20 protein-coding genes and 1 pseudogene are annotated in these 24,131 nt (G+C 55.3%); 10 read left to right on the top strand and 11 right to left on the bottom strand.

Annotation, left to right across the window (positions count from 1 at the left end):
• Window positions 1-183: 183 nt before the first annotated feature.
• From MRBBS_RS12465 to MRBBS_RS12430, 8 genes are all read left to right on the top strand, one after another.
• Complete coding sequence (locus MRBBS_RS12465) at window positions 184-2,133, top strand: sigma-54-dependent Fis family transcriptional regulator (protein ID WP_014871881.1); 1,950 nt, start codon at window positions 184-186, stop codon at window positions 2,131-2,133.
• A gap of 356 nt (window positions 2,134-2,489) precedes the next feature.
• Complete coding sequence (locus MRBBS_RS12460; RefSeq protein ID WP_014871880.1) at window positions 2,490-4,139, top strand: AMP-binding protein; 1,650 nt, start codon at window positions 2,490-2,492, stop codon at window positions 4,137-4,139.
• Window positions 4,136-4,552, top strand: a complete 417-nt coding sequence (locus tag MRBBS_RS12455; RefSeq protein WP_014871879.1) for a PaaI family thioesterase — start codon at window positions 4,136-4,138, stop codon at window positions 4,550-4,552. The genes MRBBS_RS12460 and MRBBS_RS12455 overlap by 4 nt, the downstream gene beginning before the upstream one ends.
• A gap of 144 nt (window positions 4,553-4,696) precedes the next feature.
• Window positions 4,697-5,482 (top strand): ABC transporter ATP-binding protein, encoded by a 786-nt coding sequence (locus MRBBS_RS12450; RefSeq protein WP_014871878.1) that lies wholly within the window; start codon window positions 4,697-4,699, stop codon window positions 5,480-5,482.
• Complete coding sequence (locus MRBBS_RS12445; RefSeq protein WP_014871877.1) at window positions 5,479-6,216, top strand: ABC transporter ATP-binding protein; 738 nt, start codon at window positions 5,479-5,481, stop codon at window positions 6,214-6,216. The genes MRBBS_RS12450 and MRBBS_RS12445 overlap by 4 nt, the downstream gene beginning before the upstream one ends.
• Window positions 6,217-6,320: 104 nt before the next feature.
• Window positions 6,321-7,535: an ABC transporter substrate-binding protein gene (locus tag MRBBS_RS12440; protein WP_014871876.1), complete on the top strand. Its 1,215-nt coding sequence runs from the start codon at window positions 6,321-6,323 to the stop codon at window positions 7,533-7,535.
• Window positions 7,536-7,642: 107 nt separating this feature from the next.
• Window positions 7,643-8,530, top strand: a complete 888-nt coding sequence (locus tag MRBBS_RS12435; protein ID WP_014871875.1) for a branched-chain amino acid ABC transporter permease — start codon at window positions 7,643-7,645, stop codon at window positions 8,528-8,530.
• Window positions 8,531-8,532: 2 nt separating this feature from the next.
• Complete coding sequence (locus tag MRBBS_RS12430) at window positions 8,533-9,528, top strand: branched-chain amino acid ABC transporter permease (RefSeq protein WP_014871874.1); 996 nt, start codon at window positions 8,533-8,535, stop codon at window positions 9,526-9,528.
• A gap of 89 nt (window positions 9,529-9,617) precedes the next feature.
• On the opposite strand, the pseudogene MRBBS_RS12425 reads toward MRBBS_RS12430, so the two are convergent.
• The 11 genes and pseudogenes from MRBBS_RS12425 to MRBBS_RS12375 form a co-directional block, all read right to left on the bottom strand.
• A pseudogene (locus MRBBS_RS12425) lies at window positions 9,618-9,968 on the bottom strand (spermidine/putrescine ABC transporter permease); the annotation flags it as partial.
• A gap of 163 nt (window positions 9,969-10,131) precedes the next feature.
• A complete protein-coding gene (locus MRBBS_RS12420) occupies window positions 10,132-10,821 on the bottom strand; it encodes an aspartate/glutamate racemase family protein (RefSeq protein ID WP_014871872.1) in 690 nt (229 codons plus the stop codon).
• Between the two features lie 74 nt (window positions 10,822-10,895).
• Window positions 10,896-12,539 carry a phytoene desaturase family protein gene (locus MRBBS_RS12415; protein WP_014871871.1) on the bottom strand — a complete coding sequence of 548 codons (1,644 nt, stop codon included), beginning with the start codon at window positions 12,537-12,539 and terminating at the stop codon, window positions 10,896-10,898.
• Between the two features lie 5 nt (window positions 12,540-12,544).
• Entirely contained in the window at window positions 12,545-14,248 is a 1,704-nt protein-coding gene (locus MRBBS_RS12410; RefSeq protein ID WP_083847054.1) for an AMP-binding protein, read from the bottom strand.
• Window positions 14,249-14,298: 50 nt separating this feature from the next.
• Window positions 14,299-14,877 (bottom strand): peroxidase-related enzyme, encoded by a 579-nt coding sequence (locus MRBBS_RS12405; RefSeq protein WP_014871869.1) that lies wholly within the window; start codon window positions 14,875-14,877, stop codon window positions 14,299-14,301.
• A 31-nt stretch (window positions 14,878-14,908) separates the two neighbouring features.
• Window positions 14,909-15,820 carry a hydroxymethylglutaryl-CoA lyase gene (locus MRBBS_RS12400; protein WP_014871868.1) on the bottom strand — a complete coding sequence of 304 codons (912 nt, stop codon included), beginning with the start codon at window positions 15,818-15,820 and terminating at the stop codon, window positions 14,909-14,911.
• Window positions 15,820-17,826, bottom strand: a complete 2,007-nt coding sequence (locus MRBBS_RS12395) for an acetyl/propionyl/methylcrotonyl-CoA carboxylase subunit alpha (protein WP_014871867.1) — start codon at window positions 17,824-17,826, stop codon at window positions 15,820-15,822. Before MRBBS_RS12395 ends, MRBBS_RS12400 begins: the two co-directional genes overlap by 1 nt.
• A complete protein-coding gene (locus tag MRBBS_RS12390) occupies window positions 17,826-18,683 on the bottom strand; it encodes an enoyl-CoA hydratase-related protein (protein WP_014871866.1) in 858 nt (285 codons plus the stop codon). The genes MRBBS_RS12395 and MRBBS_RS12390 overlap by 1 nt, the downstream gene beginning before the upstream one ends.
• A gap of 13 nt (window positions 18,684-18,696) precedes the next feature.
• Window positions 18,697-20,304, bottom strand: coding sequence for a carboxyl transferase domain-containing protein (locus MRBBS_RS12385; RefSeq protein ID WP_014871865.1), 1,608 nt, complete (start codon window positions 20,302-20,304; stop codon window positions 18,697-18,699).
• Between the two features lie 138 nt (window positions 20,305-20,442).
• The gene (locus tag MRBBS_RS12380; protein WP_014871864.1) at window positions 20,443-21,609 is read right to left on the bottom strand and encodes an isovaleryl-CoA dehydrogenase; all 1,167 of its coding nucleotides are present in this window, start codon (window positions 21,607-21,609) and stop codon (window positions 20,443-20,445) included.
• A gap of 24 nt (window positions 21,610-21,633) precedes the next feature.
• Entirely contained in the window at window positions 21,634-22,047 is a 414-nt protein-coding gene (locus tag MRBBS_RS12375; RefSeq protein WP_014871863.1) for a MerR family transcriptional regulator, read from the bottom strand.
• 91 nt (window positions 22,048-22,138) lie between these two features.
• Here MRBBS_RS12375 and MRBBS_RS12370 point away from each other — a divergent pair, with 91 nt between their 5' ends.
• Together MRBBS_RS12370 and MRBBS_RS12365 are read left to right on the top strand one after the other, a co-directional pair.
• On the top strand, window positions 22,139-22,900 hold the full coding sequence (locus MRBBS_RS12370) for an SDR family NAD(P)-dependent oxidoreductase (RefSeq protein WP_014871862.1): 762 nt from the start codon (window positions 22,139-22,141) through the stop codon (window positions 22,898-22,900).
• 37 nt (window positions 22,901-22,937) lie between these two features.
• Window positions 22,938-24,089, top strand: a complete 1,152-nt coding sequence (locus MRBBS_RS12365) for an acyl-CoA dehydrogenase family protein (RefSeq protein WP_014871861.1) — start codon at window positions 22,938-22,940, stop codon at window positions 24,087-24,089.
• The last annotated feature ends 42 nt before the right edge of the window (window positions 24,090-24,131 follow it).

Raw genomic sequence — 24,131 nt, 5'->3', positions numbered from 1 at the left:
CCTGAAACATCGCAGAGCTCATTGGTGTTACAGGTGTAACGCAAGGGGGGCTAATAGAGATTGCCGGTAGAGTGTACTAATGAAGCATGTCGTTATGGTGCTGTGCGGTCTATGCTCTTTATTGGTTGCCTTTATATTCGTTGTCAACAACAACAAAATGAGCACAGCATCGCGAGGCCTGTTATGACCCATCAGCTGGCGCAGAGTCGTCATATTCATTCAATCCTGAACTTTGCGGCGAAAGACTCTTACCCTGCGTTAACGCCAAGCGCCGAGTTGATCGGGCGATCCTGGAAACGCTGTATTGAAGACTACGGCATGGACCCGAGCCGGCCGCGCAGCGCTCGCATTGTTACGCAGCAGACCTTGCGCGAGCATCAGGATTCGGTGGACGAGTTCCTGAACGTGGCCCGGGCAGGGGTAGACCAGCTTTACGGGATTATTGCGGGCCTTGGTTACGTAGTGCTGTTGACCGACCACCGGGGGATTACCGTTCAATACCTTGGCGACCGACGCTACGACCGCCGTTTGCGTAAAGCAGGGCTTTATTTAGGTGCCGATTGGAACGAGCAGTATGCCGGCACTTGCGCTGTGGGCACCTGCATTCAGGAACAACAAGCGTTGACCTGCCACCGGGTTGATCATTTCGATGCAACGCACATCAGCCTTACCTGCACGTCGGCGCCGATTCGTGACCCTTCCGGCGATTTACTTGCAGTGCTCGACATATCGGCTCTGGACTCGCCAAATGCCCGTGAAAGCCAGACGTTCGCGCTGCACTTGACCCAGCTTTATGCTCGCTTGATTGAAGACGCTTATTTTTTACGACGTTACCGTAATCAGACCGTTCTACGCTGCGGCGTTTCCCGCGAATTTGTCCAGGTTAATGGCCAGTATCTGTTTGCGATTGACGAAGGTGGCCGCATCGAAGCCGCCAATACCGCAGGGCGCTCGCTCATGCCCAAAAATGCCGCCGGCCTTATCGATGGGGTTTCCGGGGTGACCGAATTGTTTGAATGCGATCTTCGAGATATCTGGAGTATTCCGTACGATCACGATGATCAGGTTAAGGCATTCAGGCATTACGCCAATAAAGACACCTTGTTTGCCACACTGATCAAACCAAAAGCCAAACCGGCCGATTACTCCGGTAGCGTAAAGGCCAGTAACGACGAGCGCGTGCCGGAGTTAGACCAGCTGGCCGCAGACGACCCGGTTATGCGGCGTACCCTTTCGTTGGCCAAACGCCTGCGGAACCGCGATGTCGGGCTACTTATTCTTGGCGAAACGGGCACTGGCAAAGAAGTTTTGGCCAAGGCCATACATCAGTCAGGCAGCCGGGCGAGCGGCGCGTTCATTGCTGTTAACTGTGCAGCAATTCCAGAATCCCTGATTGAAAGTGAGTTGTTCGGCTATGTGGCCGGAGCATTTACCGGCGCGCGTGGCAAAGGCATGCGCGGCCTTATTCAACAGGCAGAAGGTGGAACATTGTTTCTGGACGAAATCGGAGACATGCCCCTGCATCTACAGACGCGGCTGTTGCGGGTGCTTGCAGAAGGTGAAGTTCTTCCGGTTGGCGCAGAGGCACCGATTCGGGTGAACTGCCGTTTCATGGCGGCAACGCATCAGAACCTTGAGCAGCTGGTTCAGTCGGGGGCTTTCCGCTCTGACCTATACTATCGCTTGAACGGTGCGACTTTAAAATTGCCCTCGCTGTGCCAGAGAGCTGATCGCCAGCATGTTATTAACAGTGTATTGCGAAAGCTTATAAAGCAAGGTCAAGTCGAGGATGTCCACATTCGGGCCGACGCCATGAGTGCCATGCTGGCGTACCATTGGCCAGGAAATATTCGTGAATTGGTCAACGCTTTGGCCTTTGCGGAAGCCACCTGTGATAACCACGAAATCACCGCTGAAGATCTGCCAGAAGCCTGTTTGAAGCAAAAGAGTGTGTCTGTGCCCACAGAACCGAGTGAAAGCCCTGACGGGCGGCGTTGTCTGCTGGTGGCACTTGAAACCTATCGGTGGAACATTACCGAAGTGGCCCGGCGCTTCGATGTGTCCCGGCCCACCATATATCGGTGGCTGCAGCACCATGATATTGAGCAACCACGGTTTTTAGGCAAGCGGTAAGGTTTTGATGGCAATGGGCGAGCCATTGTTTAATCGCCATGCGCCAATTCAGCGGTGCAGGTAAGCTGCCCCCTATTTCCTGCTAGTGGGCATTGCCACCGGGCTGACGGCATAGACTATTGGTCTGCCCAATCCGGCAGTGTGGGGCCTGCTGGCAGCGCCATTGATGAGGGCTGTTCGGGGGGGTATTCCAGCAGATTCTGCGTCGGCGTCCAGTTCATAAATTTATTGCTCGCAAAGAAGCCTATAACGCTTGCTTGGACTTGTCTTGGCCTAAAGTTTACCTTTACGTAAACTAGCACCTATGATAAATCTGGTGTATGTAGAGCCACAGACAAAAATAACAGGAGCAAAAAATGAGCCTTCCGGAATACGTCGATGCGTACAACAATTTTGACCTTGCTGCTCTGGAGGCCGAAGTATTGGATGGTCGCCTGGACAGTGGGCTGAATGTTTGCCACGAAATTTGCGATAAATGGGCAGCCAATGCCGAAAAAGTTGTGCTGTATTACGAAACGGAAGACGGCGGTGACGGCGTTCTTACTTTTGCCGAGTTGAAACAGGCGTCCGCCCGTTTTGCCAACTACCTGAAGTTGCAGGGAGTGGGCAAGGGCGACCGTGTTGCGGGTTTGTTACCGCGCACTCCGGAACTGCTCATTGTTATGGCGGGCGCTTGGCGCATTGGCGCTGTTTATCAACCGTTGTTTACTGCGTTTGGCTCTGGCGCTATCGAATACCGCCTGGAGCGGGCGAGCACCAAATTGATCGTCACCAACCCGGAAAATCGTTTGAAGCTGGATGACGTTAAAAACTGCCCGTCGGTATTGTGTGTCGATTCGGCGGAAGCTGGCCATGGTGATGCTGACTTTTATCAGGCGCTGGGCGAGCAGTCCGGCCAATTTGAACCGGTGCTGATTAAAGGCACTGACCCTTTCCTGCAAATGTTTACCTCGGGCACCGTGGGCAAGCCCAAAGGGGTGTCTGTTCCAGCCCGGGCACTGTTGTCATTCTATGTTTACATGCGCGATGCGGTGGGCCTTCGTGACAGCGACACATTCTGGAACGTGGCAGACCCGGGTTGGGCTTACGGTTTGTACTATGCGGTTATCGGGCCGCTGCTGATGGGCCACGCTACCCACTTCAATCCCAACGCGTTTACCCCTGAAAGCACCTACGACATGATCCGCAAGTACAAAATTACAAATCTTGCGGCGGCGCCCACGGCCTATCGGTTGTTAAAAGCGAATGATCACGTGCTGCCTGAAGGTGAAAATCTCGGGCTACGGGTAGCGAGTAGCGCCGGCGAGCCCTTGAATCCGGAGGTGGTTAACTGGATCCGTCGTCGTCATTTCTGTGAGGTAAAAGATCACTACGGTCAGACTGAAACGGGCATGACCTGCTGCAACTTCCACGGCTTGGCGCACCCGGTAAAGGAGGGCGCCATGGGTTTCTCATCGTTAGGGCACCGTGTTGTAGCGCTGAATGAAAAGCATGAAGAGGTGGGTACCGGTGAAGTCGGGCAAGTTGCCATTGAGGTGGCTGCATCGCCTTTGTTTCATTTCGATGGCTACACCTGGGGTGAAAAAGACCCGTTCGCCCAGGGTTACTACCTGACCGGCGATATGGCCATTAACAACGGCGACGGCAGTTTCTCGTTCAGTGGGCGCGACGACGACATCATTACCACCTCAGGTTATCGAGTGGGGCCAGCCGATGTTGAAAGCTCATTGTTGGAGCATCCGGCTGTGGCGGAGTCTGGTGTGGTAGCCAAGCCCGATGAAAAGCGTGGCGCCATCATCAAGGCCTACGTGGTGATCAAAAGCGACCAGATTCCGGCCGATGACCAGGTTCTGAGAGAAGAACTGCAGAACCATGTGCGCCGGCGTCTGTCCACCCACGCTTTCCCGCGGGAAATCGAGTTTGTTGACGAGCTACCCAAAACGCCGAGCGGCAAGATACAGCGCTTTATTCTGCGCGATCGCGCCAGGGAAGACACCAGCGAATGAAAGTAACAATGGAGCAGTTGCAGGCTTTTCTAGACGAGCAGTTTCCGCAAGGCGCCGCATTTGGGACTCTGTACGAGCTGGGCGATGGCAGCGCAGAAATGATGCTCGACGTAGACGAAACCCATTTGCGCCCCGGCGGCACCGTGTCTGGACCGGTGATGATGGGGCTGGCGGATGTCACGCTCTACGCGGCGCTGCTGTCCAAAATCGGCTTGGTGCCGCTGGCGGTGACCACCAACTTGAATATCAATTTTCTACGCAAGCCAGAGGCGCATCAGCCCATATGGGCCCGTGCGACCATGCTTAAGGTGGGCAAAACAATGGCGGTAGGGGAGGTGTTTATATATTCTCGGGGAGTCGAGGAGCCAGTCGCGCACTCCACGATGACTTACTCCATACCGCCGCAACGCTGACAGATGGTCTTCAGCGTTGCGGCCACAAGTGGTCAGCAAAAAAAACACGGGAAAATCGCTGAATTAATGATTGACGTTTACGTATACGTTAAGCCAATCTATGATTGGTTCTGATGTACAACAATAAAAAAGGCATATTGGCTCATGAGCGAAGAGTACGTTCTGGAAACGCGCAACCTCGTTAAGGAATTCAAAGGCTTTGTCGCCGTTGACGACGTTAACCTGAACATCCGCAAAGGCCATATTCACGCGCTGATAGGGCCTAACGGCGCAGGAAAGACCACAGTGTTTAACCTGCTCACAAAATTCCTGATTCCTACTCGGGGCCAGATCTTGTTCAATGGTCGCGATATCACCACGATGAAATCCGCCGCTATTGCCCGCGAAGGCGTGGTGCGGTCGTTTCAGATTTCGGCGGTGTTCCCTCACATGACGGCCTTGGAGAACATCCGGGTGGCGCTGCAAAGCTTTGAAGGCAACTCATTCAGTTTTTGGAAATCCGGCAACTGCCTGAACAAATTGAACGATCGCGCCATGGAGTTGCTGGATTCGGTAGGGCTCGCAGAGTTCGCCCACATTACCACCGTTGAGCTGGCCTATGGCCGCAAGCGCGCGTTGGAACTGGCGACCACTCTTGCGATGGAGCCGCAGTTGATGTTGCTGGATGAGCCCACCCAGGGAATGGGTGCTGAGGATGTTGGTCAGGTGGTTGAACTGGTGCGCAAGGCGGCTGTCGGCCGCACAGTGCTGATGGTGGAACACAACCTTGGCGTTGTCAGTAAACTCTGCGACCGCATCACTGTGCTGGCCCAGGGGGCAGTGCTTACTGAAGGCGACTACAAAACCGTGTCGGCAGACCCGCGGGTGCGGGAAGTTTATATGGGCAGCGCCAGCGATCCTAAGGCGTCGGAGAAGGAGGCAAACGCATGAACCCGGCTGTCCAAAACCAAGTTGGAAAAAAAGACTACGAACAGCTCCGTGTTTCTGGCTTGCATGCGTTCTACGGCGAATCTCACATCCTTCACGGCATTGATCTGGTCGTGAACCGGGGTGAGCTGGTAACACTGCTTGGGCGCAATGGCGCCGGGCGTAGCACCACGCTTAAAGCTATTATGAACATGGTGGGCCGGCGCACCGGTTCGATCATGATCAACGGCGAAGAAACCATGAGCTGCGCGCCCCACCACATAGCGCGTCTGGGTGTGGGGTTCTGTCCCGAACACCGCGGAATTTTCGCGTCGCTGAACGTAGAGGAAAATCTGACGTTGCCGCCTGTTGTGCGCAGTGGTGGTATGAGTCTGGAAGAAATTTACACCATGTTTCCTAACCTGTATGAGCGCCGCGACAGCCCTGGCAATAAACTGTCAGGCGGCGAGCAGCAGATGCTGGCTCTGGCACGCATTCTTCGCACCGGTGCCAATATGCTGCTGCTTGATGAGATTACCGAGGGCCTGGCCCCGGTGATTGTGGAAAAGCTGGGTGAGGTTCTGATGAAGCTCAAACGTAAAGGTCTGACTATTATTCTGGTAGAGCAGAATTTCCACTTCGCTGCACCTCTGGCGGATCGGCACTACGTGGTCGAGCATGGCCAGATTGTGGAGGAAGTAAGTGCCTCAGAACTGGACTCCAAGCGCTCTTTACTGAACGGATATCTGGGGGTGTAATCACAAAAACTTGCGGAACGGGGCTCAATAAAGAGAAGTATAAGTGCAGTAAGCGAAATCGAAAACCAATAAAAATCACGCATGAACGTAGTGGAGAAATAACAATGACAATGATTAAAAAGCTGCTGACCACCGCCATAGCGACCACTCTGATGGCCGGTGCTGCCCAGGCACAAATTTCCGATGATATGGTTAAAATCGGCTATTTGGCCGATATGTCAGGCACCTATCGCGATATTGCTGGCCCAAATGGCTTGATAGCCCTGGAAATGGCCGTGGCCGACTTTGGTGGCCAGGTGAACGGCAAAAAAATTGAGATCGTCAGCGCAGATGACCGCAATAGCCCGGACGTTGCCTCCAGCACGGTGCGTCGCTGGGTTGAAAATGACAACGTCGACATGGTTGCCGGCCTGGTGGCATCGTCGGTCAGCATCGCGGTCAGCGACATTCTGGAAGAAAGTGGCAAACTGGGCATTGTGTCCGGGTCTGCGGCCTCTAGCATTACTAACGAGCATTGCACGCCTAACCATATCCACTATGTGTATGACACCTACCCACTGGCTAACGGTACCGCCAGCGCCATCGTTAAAGAAGGTGGCAAAACCTGGTTTATCCTCACCGCCGATTACGCCTTTGGCCACGCTCTTGAGGCAGACGTAACAAAGGTAGTGGAAGCCAACGGTGGCGAAGTCATTGGTACTATTCGCCATCCTTTCCCGACTCCGGATTTCTCGTCATTTATTCTACAGGCCCAAGGCTCTGGAGCGGATGTTGTAGCCCTGGCCAACGCCGGTGGAGACACAACCAACGCTATCACTACGGCCGGCGAGTTTGGGCTTACCCAGTCTGGCCAGACCTTAGCTGCTTTGCTGTTGTTCCTCACTGACGTACACGCCCTCGGCGCTGAAGCGGCTCAGGGTATTCAGCTGACCACAGGCTGGTACTGGGATATGAACGCCGACGCCCGTGCCTGGGCTGATCGCTTTATGGAAGAAACCGGAGTGCGCCCGAGCATGGTTCACGCGGGTATCTACTCCAGCACCATGCAGTATCTGAACGCCATAAAAGCCACGGGTTCAGACGAAGCTCAAGCAGTGCGCAAGCAAATGATGGACACGCCCATCAACGATATGTTCGCCACCAACGGCCGCATTCGTGAAGACGGCCGCATGGTCCACGATATGTACCTGGCGCAGGTGAAAACCCCGGCCGAGTCTACAAACGAATGGGATCTGTACAACATCGTGCGCACCATCCCGGCTGAAGAAGCTTTCCGCCCGCTGTCTGAAAGCCAGTGCCCGCTGGTAACCAGCAAGTAAGCAGTTGAACCACGGGCTCCCCGGCAATCACGGCGGGGAGCCCTCGGACTCAAGCAGAACGGGCACCAACCTCTGGTGCCCCCTGCATTGCTTTTGGAGTTAGCTACATGTCCATGATTTTGGGAGTCCCTGTCGCTGTGCTCTTCGGCCAGTTACTGCTTGGGCTGATTAACGGAGCCTTTTACGCGCTTTTAAGCCTGGGCCTCGCTGTTATATTTGGTCTTCTGAAAATCATTAACTTTGCTCACGGCGCCCTCTATATGCTCGGCGCCATGGCCACCGTTATTCTGTTCGATACCCTGGGTATCAGCTATTGGGCGGCGCTGTTTGTGGCGCCGATTCTGGTGGGCTGCGTGGGTGTTGCCATCGAGTATTTCCTGCTGCGTAAAATCGCGGGTCAGGATCATATTTACAGCCTGTTGTTGACCTTTGGCGTCGCGCTGATCATTCAGGGCGTGCTGACCAACATCTACGGCGTATCTGGCTTGCGTTATTCCATGCCTGACGTGTTCAAAGGCGGTATGAATCTGGGCTTCATGTTTCTGCCTTATTATCGAGCCTGGGTGATCGTGATTGCGCTATTGGTGTGCTTTGGTACCTGGTTCATGATCGAAAAAACCAAGCTCGGTGCTTATCTGCGGGCCGGCACCGAAGATTCGCAGCTGATGCAGGGCTTTGGCATCAACGTGCCCTTGCTGGTTAGCCTTACCTACGGCTTCGGGGTCATGCTGGCAGCTTTTGCCGGCGCATTGGCAGCACCCATTTATTCGGTTACCCCGGATATGGGTTCGCACATTTTGATTGTGGTGTTTGCGGTGGTGGTCATTGGCGGCATGGGGTCTATTGCTGGTGCGATCATCACTGGAGTTCTGATGGGGGTGGTAGAAGGGCTGACTAAAACCTTCTACCCGCCGGCTTCGTCGGCGGTGATTTTTCTGGTGATGGTGGTTGTGCTGTTTGTGCGTCCATCCGGCTTGTTTGGAAAGGAGGCGTAACCATGAGCGATTCCGTAAATCCGGCGGATATTCACAAAACCATGCTCGACCAGCAAAAATCAGATCATCGTAGACGTTTGATATTGAATCTGGTTTTGCTGGCGCTGCTTATGGTGGCACCGATGGTGATGTACCCGGTGTTTTTGATGAAAATACTGTGTTTTGCCCTGTTTGCGGTCGCTTTTAACCTGCTGCTTGGCTTCACCGGTTTGCTGTCGTTTGGCCATGCAGCTTTCTTGGCCAGTGGAGCCTATACCACCGGTTATCTGTTAACCACTTTTTCGGGTTTGAGCACCGAGCTTGGCATTATCGCAGGCACGCTGGTAGCAACCTTGCTGGGTCTCGGTTTCGCATTGGTGGCCATTCGTCGCCAGGGTATCTACTTTGCGATGATCACCTTGGCGCTGTCGCAGCTGGTTTTTTTCTTCTTTGTGCAATCGAGTTTCACCGGCGGCGAAGATGGCTTGCACGGCATACCCCGTGGTCAGTTCCTGGGGCTGATTGATTTGAACGATAATCTCAACATGTACTATTTTGTCTTGGCGGTGTTTCTAGCCGGGTATCTTATGGTGCAGCGAATTGTGGGCAGCCCCTATGGCCAGGTTCTCAAAGCCATCAAGCAGAATGAGCCACGGGCGATTTCTCTGGGCTATAACGTCAACCGTTACAAGATCATCGCTTTTGTGATTTCTGCAGGCCTGGCAGGTTTGGCGGGGTCCATGAAAACCGTGGTGTTCCAGTTGGCCTCTCTCAATGACGCCCATTGGCACATGTCGGGTGAAGTCATTCTGATGACGTTGCTAGGCGGCACCGGAACCCTGTTGGGCCCGGTGGTGGGCGCAGCTTTTGTGGTTAACCTGGAATATCAGCTGTCGCAAGGCCCGCTGTCTGACTGGGTAGATGCCATTCTTGGCGCTATCTTTGTACTGACTGTGATGATGTTCCAGAGCGGGATTGTTGGCCAGGTACAGAAGTTCATGAAGAAAAATATCGGTTAATCAGGAGATATAAAGCAAGGACAGATTTCAAATCTGTCCTTAATACAAACCGGGGACAGATTTAAAATCTGTCCCCGGTTTGCAGGGGGTTAAGAAAGGCGGCCACTGCGCTGCTTTTTTTCGTGGCGGCGCATAATGTACCAAACCACAAACGCCACCAGCGATACTGCCAGAATAATCAACGTGGCCAACGCGTTAATCTTTGGTGATACACCCATGCGTACTGACGAGAACACCACCATTGGCAGGATTGTGGCGCCTGGGCCAGACACAAAGCTGGCAATCACCAGATCGTCCAATGATAGGGTAAACGCCAGTAACCAGTAACCAGTAACCAGTAACCAGTCAGACGCCAGCGCTGGGGTAATCACCTGTAGGGTCACGACAAAAAACGTTTTTAGTGGGGTGCAGCCCAGATCCATGGCGGTTTCTTCAATCGAAGGAAACAGGAAAAACAGCATCAGCCACACAAACACTAAATCGCCCCAGGTGGGCCGCTCACCGCGGAGTCCAACATGGCAATACCACAGCCACCCGCTGTGGGCTTTAGATTTGTACGGATGGGTGTATTTCACGCCTCGGAGGCTAAAGGTGACCGCAGGTTCAATTCAGTGCGAGCGTAACAGCCTGACCGGCATGAATGTCTGTTGTGTCATAAAGCGCAACCTGTGTATCGGAGGCCTGGATGAGCAGGCTGATCTCGGTGCACCCTAAAATAACGGCCTGCGCCCCTCGAGCGGCCAATGCAGCGACCACATCAAGATACCAGGCCTTTGACTCAGGATTAATAATGCCTTGACACAATTCGTCGAAGATTATTCGGTGGCCTACAGCCCGCTCGTTATCATTTGGAATGATAACGGTAATGCCCTTTTGCTCAAGCCGTTCCCGGTAGAACGCTTGTTCCATGGTGAATTGGGTACCAAGCAGCCCCACCGAGGTTATTCCATTGTTGAGCAGTGCTTTAGCGGTGGCGTCAGCAATATGAAGCAGGGGTATGGCCGTGGCCTGTTCAATTTGCGGGGCGACCTTGTGCATGGTGTTGGTGCAAATAACCAAAAAATCAGCTCCGGCGGACTGCACGGATTGCGCTGCGGCGACCAGTATTCTGGCGGCCCCCTCCCAGTCGCCCTTGTGCTGGAGCGCTTCAATCTCGGAAAAGTCCACGCTGTAGAGTATGAGTTTTGCCGAGTGGAGCCCGCCGAGCTGTTCTCGTACTTTCTGGTTAATCAGGCGGTAATAAGTCTGAGTTGATTCCCAGCTCATACCACCGATGAGGCCAATGGTTTTCATGCAACCTCGTTGTTAGAAAGGCACCGGTTTCCCGGGAGTAAAATACCAAGAGCGTGTCTCAGGTAAAGAAAGTGTCAGCCTAAAAACATCTTTTTGGCCAGCGGCAGGCCGCGTAAACCGCTCACTGCAACGGCCGTTATCAGCCCTCCAATCATCGCGCCTACGACGCCGCACGTCATGATGTCCTGGCCTGTCAGGTACAGGCCGGGGATGCGCGTTTTGGGTTTTAGCCAGTCCTGCTCGAAGCGGTCTGGGGTGTGTGCCACGCCATAAATTTCGCCCTGGCTGTAACGGCAGAAGTGATGGGTAGAAAGCGGTGTAGACAGCTCGTAGTAATCCACTTTTCCCTCCAGGTGCGGGAACTTTTGGTAAAGCTTAGTCAGCAACCGCTGGGCGTATTTTTCTTTCTTGGTTTCGTAGTCGTCACCGCGTTTGCCCCAGGTTTTGCCCGCCCATTCGGCATACCACTCAAACGGACCGGGAGCGACAATTTCGATGGTGGCGCGGCCGGGGTAACGTTCGGCGAAGCTGGGGTCCTTGGCAGAGGGGAAAGAAATGTAGGTGAGCGGGATGTCGTTGGCGTCAGGATCGTCCATGAAATCCTGTACCTGCTGCTCGTAATGGGGGCCGGGGTAAATCCAGTAATTGGTTTTTGGCAGGCCCAGATTTTCAGCGGTGTCTTTCAGGCCTATGTAAAGGCAGTTGCTGGCCATAGAGCGTTCTACCGTGGTCAGCTTGTCCTGATAGTAGTCCCAGCTTGGTGCTGTTTTTGGCAGCAGCGTGTTGAAAGTGTTGAACACACCGGCGTTGCTGATGACCAGGGGTGCCCTCACTCCCTCACCGTCGGCCATGGTGACACCTACGGCTTTGCCATTTTCAATCAGAATACGAGTGACGTCAGCGTAGGTGAAGACTTCGCCGCCGCTTTTTTGAATCACCGGCATAATGGTTTTCGCCATCTCTGACGCACCGCCGATCGGGTAGTAACCACCGTGTAAATAGTGCCGGGCTATCAACGCGTGGATGATAAAGCTGGACTGTGCCGGCGGCAGGCCGTTATCGCCCCATTGGCCGGTAAGCACGGCAATCAGTTCCTGGTTGGAGGTCAGGCTTTCCAGAACCTGGCGAGTCGGTTTGTTCAAAAATGCCGGCGCACGACGTTTTGTAATTTTCGCCAGCGGGCCTACGGCCAGATCGGGCAAAATCTTGCCCAGAACAATGCCCGGCATGGCCTTGGACACCTGGCGCAGGTAATCCAGATAGGTGTCGATGGTGCTGGCTTCATCCGGGAAAGCTGCGACCAGCTCGGCCTTAAAAGGCTCTGGCCCAGCGACCAGATCTACCTGTTTGTCGCCCACAAAAATTCGGTCGAAGTGAGCGTCCATGGGCGCCCACTTCAGCTCGCCGTCGGTGATGTGGTCAAACAGGCGCCGGCCCAAGGTGTGGCTGGTGCCCATATCTCCAATGTAGTGCACGCCCACGTCCCACTCGTAGCCGTTACGGTCGTAACTGTGGGTAAAGCCGCCGGCGGTGTAGTGCTGTTCAAACACGGCCACTTTTTGACCCAGTTTGCTCATGCAAGCTGCCGCGGCCAGCCCGCCAATGCCAGAGCCAATCACAATAGCGTCATAAGGGCCTTTCAGTCGGTTCGCACGGTAGCGGTGGCCGACGCGAATCGAGCTGGGCTTTGGCTTTGGTCGGGATGTCGAACTTGGCATAGGTACTATTTTTTTAACCCCATTTCTTCGATGGACATTTCCCGCATTTTAAACTTCTGGATCTTGCCCGTCACTGTCATCGGGAACGCCTCCACAAATTTGTAGTTCCGCGGAATCTTGTAGTGGGCGATTTTACCTTTACAGAATGCGATCAGATCATCGGCATCGACCGAGTCCGCATCGGGGCGAAGTTTCACCCAAGCCACCAGTTCTTCACCGAATTTTTCGTTTGGAATGCCGGTTACCTGAACTTCTTCAATGGAAGGGTGGGTGTACAAAAACTCTTCAACTTCTTTCGGATAGATGTTTTCGCCGCCGCGGATCACCATGTCCTTAATTCGGCCGACAATTTGAATGTAGCCGTCCTCATCCATGGTGGCCAGGTCGCCGGTGTGCATCCAGCCTGCATCGTCTATGGTTTCGCGAGTTTTTTCGTCGTTGTTCCAATACTTCAGCATGACGCTGTAACCGCGGGTGCACAGCTCTCCAATCGTGCCGCGGGCCACTATATTACCATTGGCCGGCTCAACAATTTTATTCTCCAGGTGGGGCTGAGTGCGGCCTACGGTGGTCACCTGCTTCTCGAACGGATCCTGGGAGCTGGTCTGGGTAGATACCGGGCTGGTTTCGGTCATGCCGTAGGCTATTTGAACTTCCTTCATGTTCATCTTGCCGTTGACCTTTCTCATCACCTCGGCCGGGCAGATAGAGCCGGCCATAATACCGGTGCGTAGAGTCGACAAGTCATAGATTTCAAACTCTGGATCTGCCAATTCCGCAATGAACATGGTGGGTACGCCGTAAAGCGCAGTCGCTTTTTCCTGGTGCACGGCCTGCAACACAGCTTTTGGCTCAAAGCCTTCGCCGGGGTAGATCATGGTAGAACCGTGAGTGACGCAGCCAAGGTTGCCCATCACCATGCCAAAGCAGTGGTACAGGGGTACCGGAATGACCAATCGGTCTTTCTCGCTCAGGCGCTGGCTTTCGCCGACAAAAAAGCCGTTGTTAAGGATGTTGTGGTGGGTAAGGGCGGCGCCTTTCGGGCTTCCGGTGGTACCAGAGGTGAATTGGATGTTGATAGGGTCGTCGAATTGGAGTTGGCTTTGGATCTTGTCGACGTTTTTCTGGTCGACCTGATCGGCAAACCCGATAAATTCGGCCCAGCTCCACATGCCTGCGTGTTGTTCTGTGTCCATATTGACCACGGCACGCAAGTCTGCCAGGCGCCTGGCTTTGATCTTGCCAGCGGCGCTGGCTTTCAGTTCGGGCGCCAGCTCATAGAGTGTTTTACGGTAATCAGATGCTTTGAATCGGTCAGCGGTGACCAGCACGCTGATGCCCGACAGGTTCATGGCGTATTCCAGCTCATGGGCACCGTAGGCCGGGTTTAGATTCACCAGAATGGCGCCTATTTTGGCGGTGGCAAACTGGGTAACGGTCCATTCGTAACGGTTGGGCGACCAGATGCCCACCCGGTCGCCACGCTTGACGTCAATGGCCAGGAACGCTCGCGCCGCCTCGTTGACCTTGGCCAAGAATTCTTTATAGGTCCAGCGAATGTTTTGATGCAGGCACACCAGGGCTTCGTTGTGCGGAAACTTTTCAGCGGTGCGGTCCAGCATTTCGCCGATGGTCATGCCTAGCAGTGGGGTAGTTGATGGCCCGCTTGTGTAACTGGGTAACGGATTACTTGAAAGTGTCTGGCTCATTGTTTGCCTCCGATTATTTTTGTCTAGGGCTAAGAGGTTTATCAGAGTGTTCAGCGGCTCTGGCTATGGTATTCAGGATTGGGTCGCATATCACTGGTGATGGCCACGCGGTTCGACATGTTGTAGAAACCAATCACGTTACCCAGGTCCCAGATACCAGGGTCACTAAAGCCAGCGTCGCGTAGAGCTTGCACCTGTTCTTCGCCAACGGTGGCGGGCGAGACGGTCAGGTGCGAGGCGTAATCCAGCATCGCCCGCTGGCGTTTATCCAGCGTTGCGGTTCGGTAGTTCATCACCAGGTGTTCGCCCAGGGCCGGGTCGCCACTCATAACCCTTACCGCGGCGCCGTGAGCCACCAGGCAGTAAAAACATTTGTTTTCCGAGGACACCACCACCGCCACCATTTCCCGCTCCAGCTTGCTGAGTTCGCCTTCACCCATCATCAGCTCGTTGTAAAGGCGGGAAAAACCATAAAGCTGTTTCAGGTTCTGGCTGAAGGCGGTCAGCACGTTTGGAACCATGCCCAGCTTTTCCTGGCAGATTGCAAAATACTTGCGAACGTCGTCTGGCAACTCGGCAAGGTCAGGAATGGGAAGATCAAGAGCGACCGCGTTGTTTTTGTGATTCATGTCAGGTCCTTTTGTTAAATTCAAAGTGCCGTTAGCGAGAGTCTGATTCCGCCAGTGCCAGGCCGACCTTGGAGCCGTTGCGGCGCTTCAGGCGATAGCTGATCCAGTTTCCTGTCGCCACCAGCTGGCGCAGATCAACGCCGGTTTCAATGCCCAGCCCATCCAGCATGTACAGCACGTCTTCGGTGGCCACATTGCCAGATGCACCCTTGGCGTAAGGGCAGCCACCCAGGCCAGCCACGGAGGCATCTATCACCGCCACGCCTTCTTCTAACACCGCGTACAGATTGGCCAGGGCCTGGCCGTAGGTGTCGTGAAAGTGTGCCGCCAGGTGTTCAACCGGTACATGACGGGCAACGGCTTCGAGCATACGCTTGGCCTTGGCCGGGGTGCCGGTGCCAATGGTGTCGCCGAGTGAAATTTCATGGCAGCCCATGTCAAACAGGGCTTTGGCCACTTCAGCCACTTTGGCCGGGGCAATCTCGCCTTCGTAAGGGCAGCCCAGCACGGTGGACACGTAACCACGCACGGGAATACCGTTGTGCTTTGCGGCTTCCATGACTGGAGCAAAGCGCTCAAGGCTTTCGGCGATGGAGCAGTTGATGTTTTTCTGGCTGAACGATTCTGAGGCCGCGCCAAACACGGCCACTTCTCCAGCACCCGCGGCCAGAGCGCCTTCAAAACCACGCAGGTTGGGTGTTAGCGCTGCATAGCACACACCGGGCTTGCGCTCGATCAGTGCCATCACGTCGCTGGCGTCAGCCATTTGCGGCACCCAGCGTGGTGATACAAAGCTGGCAGCTTCCACATGGGTAAGCCCGCACTCTACCAAACGCTTGATCAGCCGAGCTTTTACTGCGGTAGGAATCACCGGGCCGGGCTCGTTCTGCAAGCCATCGCGGGGGCTCATTTCTACCAGTCTTACACGCTTGGGAAAGGCCATTAGCCTGCCTCCTGTTGCTCGCTCTCAGTGTCTACTTGCACTGCAATCAATTCTGCGCCTTCCGCCACCTGGTCACCCTCGGCGTAGAAGATGTCGGTTACTACGCCGTCTGATGGCGCCTTAATGGCGTGCTCCATTTTCATGGCTTCCATAATCACCAGAGTTTGGCCGCTGACTACTTTATCGCCTACTTTGGCCTGAATCGCCACTACTGCGCCGTTCATGGGTGCGGCCAAGCTGCCTTCGCTGGCCATTTCTTCAAAGCCGTAGGTTTCACGATAAACCACACACGGGAAGGTCTGCCCTTGATGGAACAAAACCAGTTGATCGTTATGCAGGTTGCCGTGCACGCTCAGGCGGTGGCCGTTAACCACCGCTTGTAGGTGATCATCGTCGAGCCGGGCATTCAAGTTGTAAAGGTTGCCGTTTACCGTTACCTGATAACCGTCGTCTTGCTCCAACACCTTCAGCTCGTGGATGTCGTCGCCCACTTTGAACTGCAATGGTTGAGCGTATTCCGAGTTCATGCGCCAGCTGTTCTGGCGGCCGAATGGCGACCAGGGATCCTGGGCGTTTACTTCGCCGGCTTTACGCTGCTCTAGTACAAAGCCAGCGGCCAGTACCAGGGCTTTTTGAGTGTCTAGCCGTGATTTCGGGAACAGCAAATCGTGGTGGTCGTCGATGAAACCGGTGGTTAGCTTGGCCTCGCGGAAGGGCTGGGCGTCGGCCAGAGCGTGCAAAAAGCGGATGTTGGTTTTCACCCCTGCGATGCGGTAGCTCTCCAGCGCCTGCACCATGCGGTTGATGGCTTGTTCCCGGGTTTCATCCCAGACAATCAGTTTGGCAATCATCGGGTCGTAATGAATGCTGATCTCGTCGCCTTCGGTCACGCCGGTGTCTACCCGTACGTGTGCGTTTTCATCGGGCGTGGTCAAATAGCGCAGGGTGCCGGTGGCGGGCAGAAAGTCCTGATCCGGGTCTTCGGCGTAAATCCGCGCTTCCAGTGCGTGACCACGGGTTTTTACGTCGTCTTGAGCCAGTGGCAGCAGGTCGCCCCAGGCTACTTTCAATTGCCATTCCACCAAATCCTGGCCGGTGACCATTTCGGTGACCGGGTGCTCTACTTGCAACCGGGTGTTCATTTCCATAAAGAAGAACGAGCCGTCGACGTCGTAGAGAAATTCAACGGTGCCGGCGCCAACGTAATGTATCGCTTTGGCGGCGGTTACAGCGGCTTCACCCATGGCCTTGCGGGTTTCATCACTCAGACCAGGTGCGGGGGCTTCTTCCAGCACTTTCTGATGGCGCCGTTGTACCGAGCAGTCGCGCTCGGCCAGATAAACGCCGTTTCCGTGCTGGTCGCAAAACACCTGGATTTCCACGTGGCGGGGCTGGGTCAGATAGCGCTCGATCAGCATATCCGGGTTGCCGAACGCGTTTTTAGACTCACGCTGGGCGGCGGCCAGGGCTTCATCAAACTCGCCTATGTGAGTCACTACTCGCATACCTTTGCCGCCGCCGCCGGCGACGGCTTTCAGTAGCAGTGGGAAACCGCATTTTTCGGCTTCGGCGCGCAGGGTTTTCAGTGCCTGGTCGGCACCATGGTAGCCAGGCACCAACGGCACGCCGGCTTTGCCCATAATCTCCTTGGCGGCGGATTTGGAACCCATGGCGGCGATGGCCGAGGAGGGCGGGCCAATAAATACCAGATTATGAGTCTCGCAGGACTCGGCAAAGCCAGTGTTTTCGGACAAAAATCCGTAACCGGGGTGAATGGCCTGGGCGCCGCTTTTCAGCGCGACCTCAATAATGATGTCACCGCGTAAATAACTTTCAGAGCTGGCAGCGGGGCCGATGCGAAAGGCCTCGTCGGCCATGGCCACGTGGCGGGCGTTGGCGTCGGCATCGGAATAGACAGCCACACAGCGGATACCCATGGCGTGTGCGGTTTCTATGATCCGGCAGGCGATTTCGCCGCGGTTGGCGATCAGTATTTTTGTAAACATCAGTGTTGGTCCTCCGGAACCCAGCTGGCGGCACGTTTTTCAAGAAAAGCGGCAAGGCCTTCCTGGCCTTCTTGTCCCACGCGGATATCGGCAATGCGCCGGGCCGTGTCTTCAATCACATCTGCACTTAGTGGCTGTTGGCTGACGGCAAAAATGAGCGCTTTGGCTGCGCCCATGGCTTGCGGGCCATTGCCGGCAAGCTGCTGCAGCATGTGGTCGCAGCGGGTTTGCAGGTCGTCGTTGTCGCTCGCAACAATGTGGACCAGCCCAAACTCGCAGGCCTGATGGGCGTCGAATACCTCCGCCGTCAGAAAATAGCGCCGCGCCTGGCGTTCGCCGATGGCACGCACCACGTAAGGGCTGATCACGGCTGGAATCAGCCCCAGCTTCACTTCGCTCAAGCAGAACGTGCTTTGTTCGGTTGCGATCACCATATCGCAGCAGGCTGCAAGGCCCACGGCACCGCCAAAAGCGGCGCCCTGAACCAGTCCGATCACGGGCTGTGGCAGGCTGTTCAGCACCGACATAAGGCGCGCGAGCTGCCGCGAATCGTTCAGGTTTTCCTGTTGGCTGTTGTCGGCCATGCGCCGCATCCAGCCCAGGTCGGCTCCGGCGGAAAAATGTTTGCCTTCGGAGCGCAGTACCACCACGTTCGTGCTGCTGTCTTGCCCGATCTGTTCGAACGCGGCAATCAGTTGGCTGATGATCACGTCGTCAAAGGCGTTGCGTTTTTTGGGGCGGTTCAACACCACCTCGGTTACGCCGGGGCTGCGGGTGTTAATCACAACGGCCAGATTTTGGGCAGAGTCAGGGGCCGGGTTTGGAGCAGAAGTTGGAACAGAATTTGGTTCGGTCATGGTCATTTCCCCGTTACATGCGGAACACGCCGAAGCGTGTTGGCTGGGCGGGGCGGTTGAGTGTGGCTGATAGACTAAGAGCCAATACTTCGCGGGTTTGGGCTGGATCTATCACGCCGTCGTCCCACAGGCGGGCACTGGCGAAGTAGGGGTGGCCCTGGTGTTCGTAGGTGTCAATAATGGGTTGTTTAAAGGCGGCTTCGTCGTCCTGGCTCCAGGTTTCGCCATTGCGTTCCATGCCGTCGCGGCGAACCTGTGCGAGTACACCGGCAGCCTGTTCGCCACCCATTACGGAAATGCGGGCGTTAGGCCACATCCACAGGAAATCAGGGCTGTAGGCGCGGCCGCACATGCCGTAGTTTCCTGCGCCGAAGCTGCCGCCGATCAGTACGGTAATTTTTGGCACGTTGGCGCAGGCGACGGCCATCACCATTTTGGCGCCGTGTTTGGCAATGCCTTCGGCCTCGTGCTTCTGGCCCACCATAAAGCCGGTCACATTTTGCAGGAACAGCAGCGGAATATTGCGCTGGCAGCAAAGCTCTATGAAGTGCGCGCCTTTTTGGGCGGATTCGCTGAACAGTATGCCGTTGTTGGCAATAATGCCTACCGGATAGCCGTGCACATGGGCAAAGCCGGTGACCAGGGTCTGACCGTAATAGCGTTTGAATTCGTCGAATTCTGAACCGTCGACAACGCGGGCGATGACGTCGCGCACGTCAAACTGTTTGCGCAGGTCGGTGCCGACAATGCCGTAAATTTCGCTGGCGTCGAACAGGGGCGCCTTGGGTTTGCGAATTTGCACGTCTGCGGGTTTACGGCGGTTGAGGTTAGACACGCAGCGGCGCGCGATGTCTAAGGCGTGGGCGTCGTTTTCGGCGTAATGGTCGGCCACACCGGACACTTTGCAGTGTACGTCGGCACCGCCCAGATCTTCGGCGCTGACCACTTCACCGGTGGCGGCTTTGACCAGTGGCGGGCCGGCCAGAAAGATGGTGCCCTGGTTGCGCACGATGATGGATTCGTCTGCCATGGCCGGAACGTAAGCGCCGCCGGCGGTGCACAAACCCATCACCACGGCAATCTGTGGGATGTCTTCGGCGGACATGCGGGCCTGGTTGTAAAATATGCGGCCGAAGTGATCACGATCAGGGAATACTTCATCCTGGCGCGGCAGGTAGGCGCCGCCGGAGTCTACCAGGTAGATGCAGGGCAGGCGGTTGGCTAGGGCGATTTCCTGGGCCCGCAGGTGTTTCTTAACGGTCAGCGGGTAGTAGGTGCCGCCTTTTACGGTGGCGTCGTTCGCGATGATCATGCATTCGGTGCCGTTAACGCGGCCGATACCGGCAATCAGACCGGCGGCGGGTATGTTGTCTTCATAGACGTCATAGGCAGCGAACTGGCCGATTTCGAGGAACGGCGAGCCGTCGTCCAGCAAGCGGTTAATACGTTCCCGGGGCAGCAATTTGCCACGGGCAATGTGGCGTTCCTGGTAGCTGGGGCCGCCGCCTTGCTGGATAGTGGCAACTTTTTCCCGCAGGTCGGCTACGGCGTCGGCCATGGATTGGTGTTTGGCCTGAAATTCTTCAGATCTGGAGTTGATTTTGCTTTGGAGTATTGTCATAGCCTTGGTTTCCGTGCATCGGGTTTCGGTGCAGTTGTAGATTGGTTGCCGGGCGAACTTCTACCGCGGGGACAGATTTGAAATCTGTCCCCATCGCCCTTACCGCAGGGACAGGTTTTAAATCTGTCCCTATTGCCGCTATTTATTCAGAAACAGCTCTCGTCCAATCAACATGCGCCGTATTTCCGACGTGCCAGCACCGATTTCGTAAAGCTTGGCGTCGCGCAGCAGGCGGCCGGTGGGGTAGTCGTTGACGTAGCCGTTGCCGCCCAGCAGCTGGATCGCGTCCAGGGCCAGTTTTGTCCCCATTTCGGCGGAGTAGAGGATTGCACCGGCGGCGTCTTTGCGGGTGGTTTCACCGCGGTCGGCAGACTGGGCGACCATGTAGACATAGGATTTGGCAGTGTTCATGTAGGTGTACATGTCGGCCACTTTGCCTTGTACCAGTTCGAATTCGCCGATCGCCTGGCCGAACTGTTTGCGTTCGCGGATGTAGGGCACAACCACGTCCATGGCGGCTTGCATAATGCCCAACGGGCCACCTGCGAGTACCAGGCGTTCGTAGTCGAGGCCGCTCATCAGTACTCGGGCACCGCCACCGAGTTGGCCAAGGATGTTTTCTTTGGGTACTTGGCAATCTTGAAACACCAGTTCGCAGGTGTTGGAGCCGCGCATGCCCAGCTTGTCGAGTTTCTGGTGGCGACTGAAGCCAGGCGCGTCGCGTTCTACGATGAAGGCGGTGATGCCTTTCGAGCCGGCTTTCACGTCAGTTTTGGCGTAGATCACGTAAACGTGGGCGTCAGGGCCGTTGGTGATCCACATTTTATTGCCGTTCAGCACGTAGTGGTCACCGGCGTCTTTGGCGCTCAGTTTCATGGAGATGACGTCGGAACCAGAGTTGGGTTCAGACATGGCCAAAGCGCCTATGTGTTCGCCGCTGAGCAGCTTGGGTAGATATTGCTGTTTCTGCTCTTCGGTGCCGTTGCTGTGAATCTGGTTCACACACAAATTAGAGTGAGCGCCGTAAGACAAACCTACCGATGCGGAGGCGCGGCTGATTTCTTCCATCGCAATTACGTGGGCCAGGTAGCCCATGCCGGAACCGCCGTAGGCTTCGTCGACGGTGATGCCGAGCAGGCCCATGTCGCCAAACTTCTTCCACAAATCCATGGGGAACTCGTTGGACCGGTCAATGTCCGCCGCACGCGGTGCAATTTCGCGGGTGGCGAAACCGTTGATTTGCTCACGCAGCATGTCCAGGGTTTCGCCAAGGCCGAAGTTCAGTTCCGAGTATTGCGATTTCATGATGGTCACCTTGTTGTTGGGTCGTTAGTGCTGTGTTGCCGTCTGCTTTTTTATTTGCAGTTCGCTCAATGCTTCGAGACAGCGGGCCTCGGCGTTTTCCATTTCCATCTCAACGATCGCGATGTCTTCTTTCTGCTGAGCGAGTGCCTCACGGCGGCGTTTTATAGTTTGCAGCATCAGCAACAGCTGTTTTTCATTACCACTGTTGGTTTCGTCCCACAGGTCAAACAACTCTTTGGTCTCGGCCAGCGACAGTCCCATGCGTTTACCGCGCAGGATTAATTTCAGCCGCACCCGGTCTTTGGAACTGAAGATGCGGGTTTGGCCCTTACGGCTGGGCTTTAGCAAGCCCTGATCTTCGTAAAAGCGAACGCTACGGGTCGTTACGTCAAACTCCTGAGCCAGTTCGCTGATGCTGTATGTTTTCTTTGCAGCCATTGAGTGTTTCCTTTTTTTGTCAGGTTAGTTAAAGTTTACGTAAACGTAAAGCATTTGATTGTATTGTTATCCACAGCAACGGGAGTATCCGATGGAATTTCAGAACGTAGCAGCCATTGTGACAGGCGGCGCATCTGGCCTTGGCGAAGGCGCAGCGCGGGCGCTGGCGGCAGCTGGTTGCAAGGTAGCGATCTTCGATTTGCAGAAGGAACGCGGTGAAGCCGTTGCAAAAGAGTTGGGGGGGATCTTTGTTGAGTGCGACGTCAGTTCCGCCGCAAGTGCCGAAGCGGCTTTCGCCAAAGCCAACGAAGCGCATGGTTTTTGTGGCGTTGCCGTAAACTGCGCAGGCGTCGCCACCGCTGGTAAAATTCTAGGGCGCGAGGGTGTGCTGCCACTGGAAAATTTCAGTAAGGTGGTGCAAGTCAATCTGATCGGAACTTTTAACATTCTGCGACTGGCAGCGGCGGAAATGGCCCAGCGTGAACCCAATGCCGACGGTGAACGGGGCGTTATCATCAACACTGCGTCTATTGCAGCCTATGAAGGACAGGTTGGTCAGGCGGCCTACAGTGCGTCCAAGGGCGGCGTTGTTGCCTTAACTCTGCAGGCTGCCCGTGAGCTGGCGCGTGAGGGTATTCGGGTGAACACCATTGCCCCTGGGTTGTTTATGACGCCCATGATTGCCGGCATGCCGCAGGAAGTACAAGACAGCCTGGCGGCAACTTTGCTGTTTCCCAAACGCCTGGGTAAGCCGGAAGAGTTTGGCATGATGGTAGACCAGATGGTGCGTAACCCGGTGCTGAATGGCGAAGTCATCCGTCTTGATAGCGCTTTGCGTATGGCCCCGAGATAAGCGGCCCTTCAGCAATTTATCACAAGCAGGAGTTGGTATGACTGCGACTGTCGATCAAGAAGAATTGACGTTATTCCGTGGGTCGGTAATCAAGGCACTGGAAAAAGAAATCAAACCCCACTACGAGCAGTGGGAAAAAGACGGCATTGCCCCGCGCAAGCTTTGGAACACTCTGGGCGATGCCGGCATGCTGTGCGTAGACGTGCCCGAGGACTGTGGCGGTTGCGGCGCACCCTTTCAGTATTCGGTGGTGGTGGGTGAGGAGCTGGCGCGGATGGGTTTTGGTGCGCTGTCCACCAATGTGATGGTGCACTCCGATATTGTCGCGCCTTACCTGAGCCACTTGGGCAACGACGAGCAAAAACAGCAGTGGCTACCAAAAATGGTTTCCGGTGAAGCCGTGGGCGCCATCGCCATGACCGAACCCGGCGCTGGCAGTGATTTGCAGGCGATGCGCACCAGTGCCGTAAAAGAGGGTGACGACTACATTCTGAACGGCTCCAAAACGTTCATTACCAATGGCCAGCACGCGGATATGGTGATCGTGGCCGCCAAAACCGATCCTTCCGCCGGTGCCAAGGGCGTCAGCCTGTTTCTGGTGGACACCACGCTGGAAGGTTATGGCGTTGGTCGCAATCTGGACAAGATTGGCCAGCATGCCGGTGATACCTCCGAGTTGTTCTTTGCGGATATGCGGGTGCCGGCGTCGGCGTTATTGGGCGAGGCCGGCAAAGGCTTTGTTTATTTGATGCAGGAACTGGCGCGTGAACGCCTGGTGATTGGTGCGTTGGGCGTTGCGGCTGCCCGCGGTGCGCTGGACCTGACCGTTGCTTACTGTCAGGAGCGGGTGCTTTTTGGCCAGAAGTTGGCCCAGTTGCAGAACACCCGTTTCGAAATGGCCCGCATGGAAACCGAATACCGCATCAACAAGGCTTTTGTAGATCAGTGCATCAACGAATACGTCGCCGGCACTCTGGATGCTGCGACGGCCTCTATGGCCAAATACAGCGCGACTGAAATGCAGTGCCGGGTGACGGATGGCTGCCTGCAATTGTTTGGCGGTTACGGCTATACCAGTGAGTACCCGATTTCACGGGCCTTTGCTGATGCCCGCGTGCAGCGCATTTACGGCGGTACGTCGGAAATTATGAAGGAAATTATTGCTCGCTCAATTTTCGGGCGCGCCTGATTAACGATTGCCAATAACAACTAAACCTTTCAATAAAACGGG

Origin of the sequence: Marinobacter sp. BSs20148, from assembly GCF_000283275.1 — a bacterium.
GTDB lineage: Bacteria > Pseudomonadota > Gammaproteobacteria > Pseudomonadales > Oleiphilaceae > Marinobacter > Marinobacter psychrophilus.
Note: the sequence above shows the minus strand (reverse complement) of the source record. Positions and strands in the feature narration are given on the sequence as shown.